Annotated in this window: 15 protein-coding genes; 6 read left to right on the top strand and 9 right to left on the bottom strand. The window is 74.6% G+C overall.

All coding sequences use genetic code 11. The features are described 5' to 3' along the window. The first annotated feature begins 44 nt into the window (after nt 1-44). Both MRBLMG1_RS28570 and MRBLMG1_RS28565 read left to right on the top strand, forming a co-directional pair. The gene (locus tag MRBLMG1_RS28570) at nt 45-809 is read left to right on the top strand and encodes a hypothetical protein (RefSeq protein ID WP_367827013.1); all 765 of its coding nucleotides are present in this window, start codon (nt 45-47) and stop codon (nt 807-809) included. 167 nt (nt 810-976) lie between these two features. After that, complete coding sequence (locus MRBLMG1_RS28565) at nt 977-1,543, top strand: hypothetical protein (protein WP_367827012.1); 567 nt, start codon at nt 977-979, stop codon at nt 1,541-1,543. Between the two features lie 118 nt (nt 1,544-1,661). Here MRBLMG1_RS28565 and MRBLMG1_RS28560 read toward each other — a convergent pair whose 3' ends face one another. Beyond that, entirely contained in the window at nt 1,662-2,186 is a 525-nt protein-coding gene (locus MRBLMG1_RS28560; protein WP_367827011.1) for a hypothetical protein, read from the bottom strand. Nucleotides 2,187-2,680: 494 nt separating this feature from the next. Between MRBLMG1_RS28560 and MRBLMG1_RS28555 the strand changes: the two genes are divergently transcribed. Beyond that, nucleotides 2,681-3,343: a class F sortase gene (locus MRBLMG1_RS28555; protein ID WP_367827010.1), complete on the top strand. Its 663-nt coding sequence runs from the start codon at nt 2,681-2,683 to the stop codon at nt 3,341-3,343. 68 nt (nt 3,344-3,411) lie between these two features. Here the strand turns inward: MRBLMG1_RS28555 and MRBLMG1_RS28550 are convergent, their stop codons facing one another. Both MRBLMG1_RS28550 and MRBLMG1_RS28545 read right to left on the bottom strand, forming a co-directional pair. Continuing rightward, complete coding sequence (locus MRBLMG1_RS28550) at nt 3,412-4,302, bottom strand: polysaccharide deacetylase family protein (RefSeq protein WP_367827009.1); 891 nt, start codon at nt 4,300-4,302, stop codon at nt 3,412-3,414. A gap of 113 nt (nt 4,303-4,415) precedes the next feature. Then, on the bottom strand, nt 4,416-5,636 hold the full coding sequence (locus tag MRBLMG1_RS28545; protein ID WP_367827008.1) for a CapA family protein: 1,221 nt from the start codon (nt 5,634-5,636) through the stop codon (nt 4,416-4,418). Between the two features lie 260 nt (nt 5,637-5,896). On the opposite strand from MRBLMG1_RS28545, the gene MRBLMG1_RS28540 reads away from it, so the two are divergent. The 3 genes from MRBLMG1_RS28540 (at nt 5,897) to MRBLMG1_RS28530 (ending at nt 7,601) form a co-directional block, all read left to right on the top strand. After that, the gene (locus tag MRBLMG1_RS28540; RefSeq protein ID WP_367827007.1) at nt 5,897-6,454 is read left to right on the top strand and encodes a sigma-70 family RNA polymerase sigma factor; all 558 of its coding nucleotides are present in this window, start codon (nt 5,897-5,899) and stop codon (nt 6,452-6,454) included. Between the two features lie 4 nt (nt 6,455-6,458). Then, nucleotides 6,459-6,878, top strand: coding sequence for a PaaI family thioesterase (locus tag MRBLMG1_RS28535; protein ID WP_367827006.1), 420 nt, complete (start codon nt 6,459-6,461; stop codon nt 6,876-6,878). A 219-nt stretch (nt 6,879-7,097) separates the two neighbouring features. Continuing rightward, complete coding sequence (locus MRBLMG1_RS28530; protein ID WP_367827005.1) at nt 7,098-7,601, top strand: hypothetical protein; 504 nt, start codon at nt 7,098-7,100, stop codon at nt 7,599-7,601. 17 nt (nt 7,602-7,618) lie between these two features. Here MRBLMG1_RS28530 and MRBLMG1_RS28525 read toward each other — a convergent pair whose 3' ends face one another. From MRBLMG1_RS28525 to MRBLMG1_RS28500, 6 genes are all read right to left on the bottom strand, one after another. Beyond that, nucleotides 7,619-8,827 (bottom strand): histidine kinase, encoded by a 1,209-nt coding sequence (locus tag MRBLMG1_RS28525; protein ID WP_367827004.1) that lies wholly within the window; start codon nt 8,825-8,827, stop codon nt 7,619-7,621. Between the two features lie 31 nt (nt 8,828-8,858). After that, nucleotides 8,859-10,610 carry a cation acetate symporter gene (locus MRBLMG1_RS28520; protein WP_367827003.1) on the bottom strand — a complete coding sequence of 584 codons (1,752 nt, stop codon included), beginning with the start codon at nt 10,608-10,610 and terminating at the stop codon, nt 8,859-8,861. A gap of 46 nt (nt 10,611-10,656) precedes the next feature. After that, nucleotides 10,657-11,043 carry a hypothetical protein gene (locus MRBLMG1_RS28515; protein ID WP_367827002.1) on the bottom strand — a complete coding sequence of 129 codons (387 nt, stop codon included), beginning with the start codon at nt 11,041-11,043 and terminating at the stop codon, nt 10,657-10,659. A gap of 117 nt (nt 11,044-11,160) precedes the next feature. Continuing rightward, nucleotides 11,161-11,916 (bottom strand): LytR/AlgR family response regulator transcription factor, encoded by a 756-nt coding sequence (locus tag MRBLMG1_RS28510; RefSeq protein WP_367827001.1) that lies wholly within the window; start codon nt 11,914-11,916, stop codon nt 11,161-11,163. 30 nt (nt 11,917-11,946) lie between these two features. Further along, nucleotides 11,947-12,819 carry an Fpg/Nei family DNA glycosylase gene (locus tag MRBLMG1_RS28505; protein WP_367827000.1) on the bottom strand — a complete coding sequence of 291 codons (873 nt, stop codon included), beginning with the start codon at nt 12,817-12,819 and terminating at the stop codon, nt 11,947-11,949. A 36-nt stretch (nt 12,820-12,855) separates the two neighbouring features. After that, nucleotides 12,856-14,202 carry a wax ester/triacylglycerol synthase family O-acyltransferase gene (locus MRBLMG1_RS28500; protein WP_367827209.1) on the bottom strand — a complete coding sequence of 449 codons (1,347 nt, stop codon included), beginning with the start codon at nt 14,200-14,202 and terminating at the stop codon, nt 12,856-12,858. Between the last annotated feature and the right edge of the window lie 159 nt (nt 14,203-14,361).

The raw sequence follows: 14,361 nt of genomic DNA, 5'->3' as shown, positions 1-14,361 counted from the left end.
CCCGTCCGTCCCGTTCGCCCGCTGAGTCCCGCCGGAGAATCCCCATGTCCGAATGGCTTGTTCTGACCCTTGCGATGGCGGCCGCCTGCGCCGTCGTCCTCACCATCGTCGTCATCAACAACCGCCGGATCCCCGAGGACGACGACCCCAGCGAGACCCCCGACGTCATCGAGTACATGACGATGATGATCGGCGTGATCTACGCGATCGTGCTCGGTCTCGCCATCGCCGGCGTCTGGGAGGCCCGCGGGGCCGCCCAGGAGACCGTCCGGCAGGAGGCGCAGGCGATGCACGAGATCTCGGCCCGCGCCGAGGTGTACCCGCGGGCCGTCCGGGACGGCATCCGCGCCGACGTCGACGCGTACGTCTCGTACGTGGTCGACGAGGAGTGGACGTACATGTCCGAGCACGGCGAGCTGAGCGACGAGGGGACCGCGCTCCTGGAGCGGGTCCGGCGCGGCGTCACCGACTACCAGCCCGCCAACGACTTCGAGGGCCAGGCCTACCAGCCGCTGGTCGACCAGGTGGCGGCGGCCGACGACGCCCGGGGGGCCCGCGGGCAGAGCGCGGGGGCGACCATGCCGGGGGTGGTGTGGTTCGGCCTCATCATCGGCGCCCTGGTGACCGTCGGCCTGATCTTCACGCTCCAGATCCGCAGGACCGGGCGCGAGCTGCTGCTCGCCGGGCTCTTCAGCGTGCTGATCGCGTTCCTGCTCTTCCTCATCTGGGACTTCGACGCGCCGTTCGGCCGGGGCATCTCGGCGACCGCCACGCCGTTCACCGATCTGTTCCCGCAGCTCACAGGGTGATCCGACGCTCCCGAGTGGGCCGCACGGGGGACATGGGTGCCCCATTCGCACGCCTGGGATCGCGGCTGTGGTAGTGCGCTCCTAGCGTGTCGGGCATCGAGGTGTACGCAAGGTCTTCGGCGGAAACCCCCTTCCGCGGCTGCCCCTCGGGACCCGGAGGATTCACCATGCGCGCGATACGTGCCGCGTCCACAGCCCTACTGGGGGCGGCCGCCCTCGCCCTGGCCGCCCCCGCCGCCGTCGCGGCGGACGACGCCCCCGCAAACGGCCCGCGGGCGCCGAAGGCCAGGGCCACGGGCGACTTCGTCGTGTCGCCCTCGGTCGTCGCCCCGGGCGGCCGGGTGACGCTGAGCGCGCCCGGCTGCGCCAGTACGGCGACGGCCTCGGCGGGCATCTTCGACACCGTCGTCATCGCCCCGGGCTCGGCGGCCACCGCCGTCGTGGACATCGACGCCAAGCGCGGCGCCGTGTACACGGTGGCGTTCAACTGCACGGGCGGGATCCAGGACACCGTCGATCTGACGATCACCGGCACCCCCACCCCCACCGCCAGCCCGACCATCAGCGCCACGATCCTCACTCCCCCGCGCGGGGTGCAGGGCGGTCTCGGCGGCTCGATGGACGACGGCCTCGAACCCTTCGAGCTGGCCGTCGGCGGTGCGTTGGTCGTGGCCGCGGCCACCAGTTTCGTGTTCGTGGTACGGCGCCGTTCCGGCTCCGCCCGACGCCACTGAGCGGGCGCCGCGGCCGGACCGGAGCGGTCCGCGACGGCCACGGACGCCCGCCGCCCCCGGGTCCCGGAGGGGACTCGGGGGCGGCGGGCACAGCGGGCCGACCGGGAGGTTCGGCCGGTCAGACTCCCGCGCCGGTCACACGGCGACGGCGGGCGATGAACAGTCCGCCGCCGAGCGCGGCCGCCGCGACGAGGCTGCCGCCGACGGCCATCTCGGTGGAGCTGGGGGCGAGCGAGCCGCCGAGACCGCCCTGCGCGCCCTGGCCGGACAGGACCCGGAACGGCTGGGTCAGGGTGCGGCCGTTGCACTGGACGGCCAGGTTGTACTGGCCGGGCGTGGCGTTGTTGAAGATGCGGGGGGTCGCGGTCGACACCCCGTTGACGGCGGCGGGGAGCGTGGTCGTCGCGAAGGCGTTGGACGTGACCGTGCCACCCGCGCAGCCGCGGACGGTGATCGTGAGGATCGCGCCCTGGTGGACCGCGAAGGGGGACACGGTGACGCCGTTGGAACCGTCTCCGCCCCGCTCGGCCTGGAGAGGGACCGTCACGTTGCTGGGCCCGTTGGTTGCGGTGGCGAGGGGAGCCGCGAGTCCGAGCGCCGCGAACGCGGTCGCCGTCACCGCCAGAGTGCGTGCAGCACGCATGGTTGAACCTCCTGTGGAAGACGCCCCAAAGCGGTGCTCCGGGAGATTCGACGAGTACGCCTTCCATGACGAACCATCACAAGTCGGTGCGAGCCGTGCACGTCGGCACTGGGCCACCCCGGTGAGGCGACACGCCGAGGGAAGAGCCCTCTGAGGCAACGGAGCCGCAGGTCAAAGGCGTTCAGGATGCTTATCTGACGATTACTCGGATGGGTCAGCCCCGACGTCACCCGGCTGCGCTGCGGCACGGGCTGCCACGCTCGCCCCGCCCAGCCCAGCCCCGCTCCGCCCAGCCCCAGCCCCGGCCCGCCTCCACGCAACCCCCCGCACCGCTTCCGGCCCGTGCCTCGGCCCGGGCCGTCCGGGCTCGCGCCCGCACGCGGTCAATGGCCCCCGACACCCGTCCGGCAGCGGGCCCCACCCGTTCGCGCCGTCCAGCGCGACGGCGCGCGCGACCGGCTTTACCGTTCTGACGACGCCGAGAAGGGAGAACCATGCCCCCGAAGGACTTCCGCGTCTTCGAACGCAGGAGACGCCGACCCTGGGGCGTCCTGGCCCTCGCCATGCTGTCCGGACTCGCGATGATGCGCAACGGGGTGGACATCGCCGACGGGCCGCCTCAACCCGCCGCCGCCGCCCGGCCCGTGGCGCACCCGGTCGCCCCGCCGCCGCCCGCCGCGGCCACCGGTCTGGAGCCGCTGCCCTTCGCACCGGCGTCCCGGATCAAGATCCCGGCGATCCAGGTGGCGGCCCCCATCATGGACGTGGGCCTGGACGCGGACGACTGGGTGGCGGCCCCGCCACCCGAGGACCCCAACCTCGCCGGCTGGTACCAGAACGGCATCGCCCCCGGCCAGCGCGGCACCTCCGTCATCGTCGGCCACGTCGACAACGCGAAGGGACCGGCGGTCTTCTACGGCCTGGGCTCGCTCCAGAAGGGCCAGCACGTCGAGGTCGAGCGGTACGACGGCCGGGTCGCGGTCTTCGAGATCTACGGCGTCGAGGTGTACGCCAAGGACAACTTCCCCGGCGTGCAGGTCTACGCCGACAACGGGGAGCCGGAACTCCGGGTCATCACCTGCGGCGGCGGCTACACGCGCTCGCGTGGCTACGACGGGAACGTCGTCGTCTACGCCCGCATGGTCGGCTCCCGCTAGGCGGACGGCGGAATCACGCGAAGGGCCCCGGCACCTGGAGGTGCCGGGGCCCTTCGCGTGGCGGCCGGTCAGCGCCGGGGCACGGTGATCCGGTAGCCGGCGTCGAGGAGTTCGGGCAGATAGCGGCGGAGCGCGGCGACGCTCTGCGAGCGGTTGCCCCCGGCGTCGTGGGAGAGCACGACGGCGCCGGGCGCGGCACCGTCGAGGACGCGTCGGACGATGGAGCCGGTGCCGGGTTCCTTCCAGTCCAGGGTGTCGACGGTCCAGGCGAGCGGCTCCATGCCGAGCTCGGCGCCGATCTCGAAGGAGTGCCGGTTCCAGGCCCCGTAGGGAGCCCGGTACCAGAGCGGCGCCGTGCCGAGCGTCCGCTCGACGACCTCGCTGGTGGAGCCGAGCTCCTCGCGGATGCGGGAGGGCCGCAGCTTGGGGATGAGCGGGTGGGACCAGGAGTGGTTGCCGACGACGTGTCCGTCCTCGGCCATCTGCCGCAGCAGGTCCGGGTTGTCGACGGCCATCTCGCCGCAGACGAAGAACATCGCCCGGCATTCGTAGCGGCGCAGGGTCTCCAGGATGGCCGGGGTGTAGCGGGGGTCGGGGCCGTCGTCGAAGGTCAGCACCATCGAGCGGCCGACCCCCGACATGCTCAGGAACGGCCGCTGGCGCACCGGCGGCACGGCGCGCCGGAACGCCGGCGGCGCGTAGGCGGTCATCGGCTGGAGCCGGTACGCCGTCGATCGCAGCCGGGCGGCCGCGGCGGCCTGCGGTCCGGAGGCCGGCGCCGGTCGCGCTCCGCCGCTCCCCGTTCCGGGGGCGCCCTGGGGCGCGGGGGCGGCGCCGGTGGCCGGTTCGGGCGCGCCGAACCGGTCCGCCGCGAGGACGCCGACGGTGGCGGTGGCGCCGAGGGCGGCGGCAAGACGCAGCACCGCCCGGCGCCCGCTGTTCATCTGATGCTTTTTCATGACCAATGGTTCATACGAGGGAGGCCCCGCGCACCCCACCGACACCGGCACCCGCCCGAAAACACCCGATGGGCGGATCGCCCCGGAGCGTTTCCGGAGCGCGTGCGGGCCGACTACTTCCCCATCACCAGGCCGTCCTTGTCGGCGCCGCGGCTGAGCACCACCTGCCGGATCGTGTCGCGGATCTCGGCGTGCCGGGCGTTGCCGGCGTCGGCGGCGCCGAGGTTGACCACACGCCCGCGTGCGGTGTCGAACCACTGGGGAATGAACTCGGCCTTGGTGACCTCCCACCGCCCGCCGGGCGTCCGGGGCGGGGCGAAGGTGAAGCGGCCGAGGGTGCCCTGGTTGCCGCGCGGGTCGTAGGCGCCCTCGTGGTTGATCATGTCGCCGGCGATCTGGTCGCCCATCCCGTAGATGATCCAGGTGCCGTTGACCTTCTCGTAAGCCTGCGGAATATGTGCGTGTGTCCCGACCAGGAGGTCGATGTCCGGGCGGCCTCCGGTCTGCGAGGCGGTGAGCGCGCGGCCGAGGGAGAGCTGCCGCTCGTCGGGCGCGGTCTGCCATTCGGTGCCCCAGTGGACGCTGACCACGACGACGTCCGCGCCGGCCGCCCGGGCGGCGCGCGCGTCGGCGACGACCTTCTTCTCGTCGAGCAGCTGGACCGCCCAGGGCTGCCCGTCGGGCAGCGGGTAGCCGTTGGTGTCGTAGGTGTAGGCGAGCTGGGCGACGGTGGCACCGCCGGCCTTGAGCAGGGCGGGCCGTCCGGCCTCCGCGGCGGTGCGGGCCGAACCGGCGTGCCGGACGCCCACCCTGTCGAGCGCGTCGAGGGTGCGGGCGAGGCCCGCGGCGCCGTCGTCGAGGGTGTGGTTGGAAGCCGTGGAGCAGGAGTCGTATCCGGTGGCCTTCAGCGCCGCGGCCACCTCGGGCGGCGACTTGAAGGCGGGGTAGCCGGTGTAGGGACCACCCTCCTTCCCGTACACGGTCTCCATGTGGCAGAGGGCGAGGTCGGCTTGGGAGACGACGGGTTTCACGCCGGAGAGCATGGGGCCGAAGTCGTATCCCTCGCCGCCGGCGTCCTCGGCCGCGCGCCGGATGATCGAGTCGTGCGGGAGGACGTCGCCTGAGGCCACGAGGGTGAATCCGGTGGGCGCGGAGGCTCCCCCCGGCGCCGCGGACGGGGCCGCGGGGTCCGGCGAGCGGCCCGCGTCCGCCGAGGTTCCGGGAGTTCGCCCGCCCGGGCCGTCGCCGCCGGCCCCGTCGGTGCAGCCGGTCGCCGCTGCGAGCAGGACGGCGGCGAGCGCCACGGCTCCCGCGGGTCTGGTGCGTGAGGTCATGTGCGGCACTCCACCCAACTCATCTGATGAACATTTGTTCTGATGACTTGAGCTCGCGGAAAAGCCGCAGTCAAGGGTCAAGGCCGTGGAGCGCCACGAACCCCACCGAAACGGATGCAACGACTCCGTCTGACCGTTCGCCGTACCATTCGCCGCTCGGTGCGACCGTTCGGCGCAGACCGCTGTCCGTTCCCTGTCCCCCGCCTTCCGCATGCGCTCGTATACGGCCCGGACGACGAGCCGCGGGAGAGGTGGGCGGGATGACGACGGCGACAACCGACGAACGGACCCTGGAGGAGTTGCAGCGGGACCACGGCCCCGCGCTGCTCTCCTTCCTGCTCGGGCTGACCTACGGGGACCGCCAACGGGCCGAGGACCTCGCCCAGGAGACCCTGGTACGCGCCTGGCTCCACCCCGAGGCCTTCGACGGCGCCTACGCCTCGATCCGGCCCTGGCTCTTCACCGTGGCGCGCCGCCTCGCCATCGACGCCCGGCGGTCCCGGCTGGCGCGGCCCGCCGAGATCGGCGACGGCGTCCTCGCCGTGACCCCCGACCCGGCCGACGCCACCTCCTCCGCCGAGGCCGCGCTCGATGTCCGCGCGGCCGTGCGGGAGTTGAGCCCGGAGCACCGCGCGGTGCTCGTACGGCTCTACTTCCACGGCCTCACCGTCAACGAGGCCGCCGTGGACCTGGGCATCCCCGCCGGGACCGTCAAGTCCCGCTCCCACTACGCGCTGCGCCAGCTCGGCCGGTCGCTGCCCGGGTACCGTCCGCGCCGCGCGGGCGTTGCCCGGCCCCGGGCCGGGGCCCCACAATGACGCCGTGACGCTGACACTCGCCGCCGCCGAAAAGGTCCTCGCCGACAACTTCGCCCCCTGGGTGCTCGACCTGGGGCTCACCGTCGAGTCCGTCCCGGCCGACGGTGCCGGGGCCGTGCTCCGGCTCCCCTGGTCCGACCGGCTCGCCCGGGAGGGCGGCGGCCTCTCCGGGCAGGCCCTGATGGCCGCCGCCGACACCGCGACGGTGATCGCGGTCGCCGCGGCCCGGGGCGGCTTCGTGCCGATGACCACCGTCCAGCAGTCCATCAGCTTCCAGCGCGCGGTCCTCGGCGCCGACGTCCTCGTGCACGCCCGGCTCACCAAGGCGGGCAAGCGGATGGCCTTCGCCGACATCACCATGACGGCCGACGGCACGGAGGAGACCGCCGCCCACGCGACCGCGGTGTACGCGCTCCTCGGCTGACCCCGGTCCGCCCGCCGAGGCCCCGTCGCACCCGCCTCTCACGCCACCCTCGACACGCCTGACACCAGGAACCTCACCGGCACCGATCCGGCCGGGAAACGTATCCGAAACCACACCGGCGAGTTGAGCAAAGCGGGACCCGCGGGCGCCCTTCTCGGAGGAGGCTCTCCCCCGGGCCCTGACGTCCGGGTCCCCGACGTCCGGGAGAAGGTGGGAGCGTTGCTGCCCGAGAGCACGAACGGCGCCGGCGGCAGAGGGGGCGGCGGCCTCGCCGTCCCGATGGCCTGGCTGTGCGCCGAGTACCTGGCCGACGAGGTGCTGCGGGCCGCCGCCCTCGTGGCGCCCGGCTCACTGGAGTACCGGGCGGGCCTCCAGGCCCTGGCCCTCACCGTCCACCTCTCCGGGGAGCCGGACGGACCCGCGGTCGGGTGGGCCGCCGGCCGTGCCGACACCTGGCTGCGCCACACCGCGTACGACCGGCCCTGGCCGCCCTGGGTCGAGGAGCGCCTCGCCGCGCTCCGCGCGGCCGACGGCGGCGGCCCCGACCTGGCACTCGCGCACACCGCCTGGCGGGGGCTGCGCGACACCTGGGTGCGCGCCGCCGACCTCGACGGCCGCACGCCCGGGGACCCGGCTGCCCCGATCGACGAGGACGACCAGGTCTGGCTCCCCGCCTGGAAGCTCGGCCTGCCGCTCGCCCATCTCTCCCTGCACCTGCGCTGACGACGCCGGGGCACCTCCTAGGGTGCCGAACGATGCACCCCCGGGCGGTACTTGGGGACGCGTACCGTCACCTTCATCCCCGCCCCGAACCCCGTCTCGATGACGAGGCCGTACTCCGTCCCGTACACCTGGCGCAGCCGCTCGTCCACGTTGGAGAGGCCGATGCCGGAACCGGCCGGGTGCTCGCCGCGCAGGACGGCGCGCAGGACCTCCGGGTCCATGCCGATGCCGTCGTCCTCGACGGTCACCACGGCCTCGGCGCCCGCGTCCCGGGCGGCGATGATGACGCGGCAGCCCCGCTCCCGGTCCTGGAGCCCGTGCTTGACCGCGTTCTCCACCAGCGGCTGGAGGCAGAGGAACGGCAGGGTCACGGGCAGCACCTCGGGGGCGATCTGGAGCGTCACCTTGAGACGGTCGCCGAAGCGCGCCCCGGCCAGCGCCAAGTACTGCTCGATGGAACGCAGTTCGTCGGCCAGCTGGGCGAACTCGCCGTGCCTGCGGAACGAGTAGCGGGTGAAGTCGGCGAACTCCAGCAGGAGTTCCCTGGCCCGCTCGGGGTCGGTGCGGACGAAGGAGGCTATCGCCGCGAGGGAGTTGAAGATGAAGTGCGGTGAGATCTGGGCGCGCAGGGCCCGGATCTCGGCCTCCACGATCCTCGTGCGCGACCGGTCGAGCTCGGCCAGTTCCAGCTGTACGGAGGCCCAGCGGGCCACCTCCGTCGCGGCGCGCACCAGGACGGCCGACTCCCGCGAGCCGTAGGCGACGAGCGCGCCGAGGACCCCCTCCTCGCCCGTCAGCGGGGCGATCACCGCCCAGCGCAGCGGGCAGGCGGGGTCGGCGCAGCCGGTGTGCGCCGAGCGGCTGCGGCCGGACTCCAGGGTCTCGGCCGCCTGTACCGGCACGTGCGCGCGGTGGTGGTCCTCGCCGGGGCCGTCCCAGGCGAGGACCGCGCCCCGGTCGGTGAGGCACAGCGCCTCGGTGCCGAGCAGCGAGCGGAGCGTGCCGGCCGCCTTGCGCGCGGTCTCCTCGGTGAGTCCGGCGCGGAGCGGGGGCGCGGCGAGGGAGGCGGTGTGCAGGGTGTGGAAGGTCGCCCGCTCGACCGGCGTGCCGAGGCCCGGGTCGGCCGCGCGGCCGCCGCGCCGGGCGGCGAACCGCCCGAGGACGAAACCCGCGGCGAGCAGCACGGCCCCGGCGGCCGCCGCCGCGGCCAAAGCGATGCCGCTCACGGGTCCACCTCCCGGACGTGAGGGATTGCGGTCACCGGCGGGCCTCCTGGGCGGGAACGGTGCCGGCCGCCTCCGGGCGGCCGGTGAACTCCTCCGGGAGGTGGAGCCGGGCGAGGATCGCCGGGGTGCCGGGCGGGATGCGGCGGGGCGTGGCCAGCGAGACGAGCACCATGCTGAGGAAGCCGAGCGGGACCGACCAGACGGCGGGCCAGGCCATCAGGGTGTGCGGCCAGCCCTCGGGCGCGAGTCCGGCCCGGGTGGCCATCACGGCGGCGAGGGCGGAGCCGCCGCCGAGCAGGAGTCCCGCCACGGCGCCCGGCGGGGTGAGCCGCCGCCACCAGATGCCGAGGACGAGCAGCGGGCAGAACGAGGAGGCGGACACCGCGAAGGCCAGACCGACCGCGTCGGCGACCGGCACCTTGGACGCGACCACCCCGACGGCCAGCGGGACCGCGGTGGCGAGCAGGGTCGCGAGCCGGAAGTGCCGTACGCCCCGGGAGGGCAGCACGTCCTGGGTGAGGACCCCCGCGACGGACATGGTGAGCCCGGAGGCGGTGGAGAGGAAGGCGGCGAACGCGCCGCCCGCGAGGAGAGCACCCAGCAGGTCGCCGAGGAGTCCGCCGAGTATCCGGTCGGGCAGCACGAGGACGGCGGCGTCGGCGGAGCCGGTGAGGGCGAGTTCGGGGGCGTAGATCCGGCCGAGGGCGCCGTAGAGCGGGGGCAGCAGGTAGAAGGCGCCGACGAGGCCGAGCACGACGAGGGTGGTGCGGCGGGCGGCGCGCCCGTGCGGGCTGGTGTAGAAGCGGACGGCGACGTGGGGCAGGCCCATGGTGCCGAGGAAGGTCGCCAGGATCAGTCCGTACGTGGCGTAGAGCTGGTGCCCGTCGCGGCCCCCCGCCAGCGGCTGGGACCAGCCGAGCGGGTCGGATCCGGTGGCCGCCCTCTCGGGCAGCGGCGCGCCCGGGGCGAACGACAGGCTGGTCCCGCCGAGGACGTGGTGGGTGCCGGGGGCCAGGGTGACGGTCCGGTCGGCGTACGGGACGGAGTCGACGCGGCCGGTGACGGTGACGGTGAGCGGGTCGTCGATCCCGATCCGCACGGTGTCGGCGACCCGGACGACGGTGTGGCCGCGCAGGACGGCGGGCGCGTCGAACCGGGCCCGGGGCGCCCCGTCCCCGTACCAGGCGGCGAGCAGGAAGAGCGCGGGGACGAGCAGGGCGGTGAGTTTCAGCCAGTACTGGAAGGCCTGGACGAAGGTGATGCTGCGCATGCCGCCCGCGGCGACGGTGCCCGTGACGACCAGGGCGACGAGCAGCCCGCCGACCCAGTCGGGGGCGCCGGTCAGGATCTCCAGGGTGAGTCCGGCGCCCTGGAGCTGGGGCAGCAGGTAGAGCCACCCGATGCCGACGACGAAGAGGCTGGCGAGCCTGCGGACCTGCGGGGATTCGAGCCGGGCCTCGGCGAAGTCCGAGAGGGTGTACGCCCCCGAGCGGCGCAGCGGGGCGGCCACGAGGACGAGCAGCACGAGGTATCCGGCGGTGTACCCGACCGGGTACCAGAGCATGGCCGGTCCCTGGACGAGGACGAGGCCGGCGACGCCGAGGAAGGAGGCCGCGGAGAGGTACTCGCCGCTGATGGCGGCGGCGTTGAGCCCCGGCCTGACGCTCCGCGAGGCGACGTAGAAGTCGGAGGTGGTGCGGGAGATCCGCAGGCCGAGGGCGCCGATGAGGACGGTGGCGAGGACCACGGCGGTGACGGCGACGACGGCGTGGGTCTGGTTCACGCGCACACCTCGCGCGTCCCGACGGCGCGGGGGCGTCCGACCGTTCTCACCGTTCGACGAGGCCCGTGAAGTCGCGCTCGTTGCGCTCGGCCCGGCGCACGTACCAGTGGGCGATGGTCCAGATGACCGGGTACACGCCGACGCCGAGGGCGGCCCACACCAGCGCCTCGGGCGCGGGCAGCGCGAGCAGCAGCGGCAGGGAACCGACGAGCAGGGCGAGCGCGCCGAGGGCGGTGAGCGCGGCGCGCAGCTGGCTGCGCATCAGCGAGCGGACGTAGGTGTGGCCGAGCGTGGTCTGCTCGTCGATCTCGGAGCGGGCCGGCGGGTGGACGGGGCGCCGTCCCGCGGGCCGCGGCACGGGCCCGGCGCCGTGGGCGGAGGCGTAGGTGACGGTCTCGCGCCGGGATCTGCGCGGGGGGTGGTGCTCGGACATGGGGTCCGCTCCCGCCTCTCTCGACGACTTCCGACGGCTCGCGCGGGCGGCGGCACCGGCCCGGCGGACGCGTGGAGTCTACGCAGCGGGCTCCGGCCGCGGTAGACGTGCGTCCGGTCAGCCGCCGGCCCGACGCATCAGGAGGTCCCGCAGGTGGCGGGCGTGCCGGCGGCTGACGGCGAGGTCGGTCGCGCCGACCCGGACGGAGGTGGCGCCGCCGTCGAGCCGGAGTTCGTCGATCCGGGCGAGGGCCACGAGATGGCTGCGGTGGATGCGGACGAAGCCCCGGGCCGCCCACCGCTCCTCCAGGGTGGAGAGCGGGATGCGGACGAGGTGGCTGCCGTGGTCCGTGTGCAGGCGGGCGTAGTCGCCGTGGGCCTCGACGTAGGCGATGTCGTCGACGGGGAGGAAGCGGGTGACGCCGCCGAGTTCGACGGGGATCTGCTCGGGGGCCGCCGGGGCCGGTGCGGGGGCCGCGGTGGCGTGTACCAGGTCGTGGACGCGGCGGACGGCCTCGGCGAGGCGCTCGCGGCGGACCGGCTTCAGGACGTAGTCGACGGCCTTCAGGTCGAAGGCCTGGAGCGCGAAGCCCTCGTGGGCGGTGACGAAGACGACGAGCGGTGGGCGGGCGAAGCCGGCGAGCAGCCGGGCGACGTCGAGTCCGGTGAGGCCGGGCATGTGGATGTCGAGGAAGACGACGTCAATGCCCTCGTCCCCATCGGGACCCGCCTCCAGGGCCCGTCCGATGCGGCGCAGGGCCGCGGTCGCGTCGCCCGCGCCCTCGGCGGTCCGCACCCGGGGGTCGGCGCGCAGCAGGTAGAGCAGTTCTCCGAGGGCGGGTTCCTCGTCGTCGACGGCCAGTACGCGCAGCATGCGGCGGAGTGTAACGGCCGGTCCCCGGGACTACTTGAGGAGCTTCGACAGGCGCCGGTCGGCGAGGGGCTTGCCGCCGGTCTGGCAGGTGGGGCAGTACTGGAGGGAGGAGTCGCTGAAGGAGACCTCGCGGATGGTGTCCCCGCAGACGGGGCAGGGTTCGCCGGTACGGCCGTGGACGCGCAGGCCGCTCTTCTTCTCGGCCTTGAGCCGGCCGGCGGCGAGTCCGTGGGAGCGTTCGACGGCCTCGCGGAGGGTGGTGCGCATCGCCGTGTAGAGGGCGGCGGTCTCGTCCGGGGTGAGGTTCGCGGTGGGTTTGAAGGGGGACATCCGGGCGGCGTGCAGGATCTCGTCGCTGTAGGCGTTGCCGATGCCGGCGATGAGGCTCTGGTCGCGGAGCGCCCCCTTGATCTGGCGCCGCTCGCCGGCGAGGAGGGCGGCGAAGGCTTCGGGGCCGAAGTCCTCGGCGAGCGGGTCGGGTCCGAGGCGGGCGACGCCCGGCACGTCCCGGGGGTCCCGGACCAGGTGGACGGCGAGGCGTTTGGTGGTGCCGGCCTCGGTGAGGTCGAAGCCGTCGCCGCCGGTGAGGGCGGTCCGCAGGGCCAGCGGGCCCTTGCCCGGTTTCGGCGGTCCCGAGGGGAGCGGATCCTGCCAGCGGAGCCAGCCCGCGCGGGCGAGGTGGATCAGGAGGTGGAGTTCGCCCGCCGGTCCCGAGGTCCCGAGGTCGAGGAACTTGCCGTGGCGGCCGACCGCGGTGACCTCGGCGCCCTCGACGGCACTCAGGGGCGGGTCGTACGTCTTGAGGACGCTGATCGCGACGGGCAGGACTCGGGCGATCTCCTTGCCCACCAGGTGCGCGTCGAGGAACTCGCGCAGCGCTTCCACCTCGGGGAGTTCGGGCATGGCTCCACCCTGCCGCACGGGTGGCCGGGGCGCGCGTCAGGCGCTGGTCGGGGCGGCCTCCGGAGGGTCGAGCAGGTCGAGTTCGGCGTGGAGCGCGGCGGCGAGCGCGTCGAGGTCGGGGACGGCCTCGCCGTCGGCGACGAGACCGATGTGGACCCGGCCGCCGTACGGGGACATGGCGACGGCGAGGGACTGGCCGCGGGCGAGCGGGGCCATCGGGAAGAGCGCGCGCAGCGGGGCACCGCCGAGGGAGAGCGCGGTGCGGGGCAGGGGCACCTGGGTGATCAGCACGTCGAAGAGGAGCCGGGCGGCGCCGGCGGCGAGAGGGGCGCCGAAGCGGTGCGCGAGCGGGTGCAGTTGGTCGGCGAGGAGCGCGACGGCGCCCGCTCCCCTGAACGGGCCCGCGGCCTTGTTGCGGTCCATGGCCCGCCGGACGGCGGCGAGCCGGGCGGCCGGGTCGGCTTCGGTGACCGGCAGGTCGAGGAGGTACCCGGAGAGGCTGTTGCCGGGGCCGGGAGGGGCGCCGGGGCGGCGGCGGGAGACGGGGACGAGGGCCTGGGGGTCGGTGCCGGGGAGCGGCAGGCCGCGCCCCTCGAACCAGCGGCGCAGGGCTCCGGCGGTGACGGCGAGGAGGACGTCGTTGGAGGTGCCGCCGGTGGCGCGGCGGATCCGCTGGACGCGGTCGAGGTCCAGGGTGGCGGTGGCGATCCTGCGGGTGCCGCTGGACTCGGCGGCGAACGCCTCGGCGGGGCGGGTGGCGCGGGCGACGGAGGAGCCGACGACCGAGGCGCCGACCTCGACGGCCCGGCCGAGGTCGCCGAGTCGGTCCCGGGCGAGGCCGAGGAGTCGGCCGGGGCCGGGGAGCCAGGAGCGCGGCGGTACCGGCCGGGGGCGGCCGGCGGGGCGGCGGCCGGCGGCGATCTCATCGAAGATGCCGGCGCCGATGGCGACGGCCCGCATGCCGTCGGCGAGGGCGTGGTGGAGTTTGACGAGGACGGCGAAGGAGCCGTCGGGGGCGCCGGTGAGGAGGTACATCTCCCACGGCGGCAGGCCGCGCTCGACGGGGCGTTCCATCAGCTCCGCGGCGAGCCGGGCGGTCTCGGCGGGGAAGTCGACGCCGGGCAGGACGATCTCGCGGACGTGGCGGTGCACGTCGAAGTCGGGGTCGGCGCTCCAGGCGGCGCCGCCGACGGGGATGAGCACGTCGCGGACGCGCATTCGGAGCCGGGGGACGGCGGCGGCGCGGCGGGCGAGCAGTTCCAGGACGTCCGGCGGCTCGTGGCCGGCGGGGACGGGCGTGGGGCCGAAGTGGGCGAGGGCTCCGAGGTGCAGGGGGTGGGCGGTGGATTCCAGGTGCCAGAAGGCCAGGTCGAGCGGGGCCAGGAGTTCCGGGGCCGGCGGTTCGGGGGCCGGCGGTTCGGGGGCGGGTGGCCGTTCGGAGGCGGGTCGCTCGGGGGCCGGTAGCTCGGGGACCAGTAGCTCACTGCTGCTCACGGGTGTCCTCACGTCATGCGCGGAGGGGCGGAAGACCGAAGTCAATCG

The sequence above is a fragment of the Streptomyces sp. LMG1-1-1.1 genome (genome assembly GCF_040815545.1).
GTDB lineage: Bacteria > Actinomycetota > Actinomycetes > Streptomycetales > Streptomycetaceae > Streptomyces.
Note: the sequence above shows the minus strand (reverse complement) of the source record. Positions and strands in the feature narration are given on the sequence as shown.

Coding starts and splice junctions, on each gene's coding strand:
- MRBLMG1_RS28545 (WP_367827008.1), bottom strand. CDS start 5,636: ATGACCTCACGCACCAGACCCGCGGGAGCCGTGGCGCTCGCCGCCGTC.
- MRBLMG1_RS28540 (WP_367827007.1), top strand. CDS start 5,897: ATGACGACGGCGACAACCGACGAACGGACCCTGGAGGAGTTGCAGCGG.
- MRBLMG1_RS28565 (WP_367827012.1), top strand. CDS start 977: ATGCGCGCGATACGTGCCGCGTCCACAGCCCTACTGGGGGCGGCCGCC.
- MRBLMG1_RS28555 (WP_367827010.1), top strand. CDS start 2,681: ATGCCCCCGAAGGACTTCCGCGTCTTCGAACGCAGGAGACGCCGACCC.
- MRBLMG1_RS28510 (WP_367827001.1), bottom strand. CDS start 11,916: ATGCTGCGCGTACTGGCCGTCGACGACGAGGAACCCGCCCTCGGAGAA.
- MRBLMG1_RS28550 (WP_367827009.1), bottom strand. CDS start 4,302: ATGAAAAAGCATCAGATGAACAGCGGGCGCCGGGCGGTGCTGCGTCTT.
- MRBLMG1_RS28515 (WP_367827002.1), bottom strand. CDS start 11,043: ATGTCCGAGCACCACCCCCCGCGCAGATCCCGGCGCGAGACCGTCACC.
- MRBLMG1_RS28560 (WP_367827011.1), bottom strand. CDS start 2,186: ATGCGTGCTGCACGCACTCTGGCGGTGACGGCGACCGCGTTCGCGGCG.
- MRBLMG1_RS28505 (WP_367827000.1), bottom strand. CDS start 12,819: ATGCCCGAACTCCCCGAGGTGGAAGCGCTGCGCGAGTTCCTCGACGCG.
- MRBLMG1_RS28570 (WP_367827013.1), top strand. CDS start 45: ATGTCCGAATGGCTTGTTCTGACCCTTGCGATGGCGGCCGCCTGCGCC.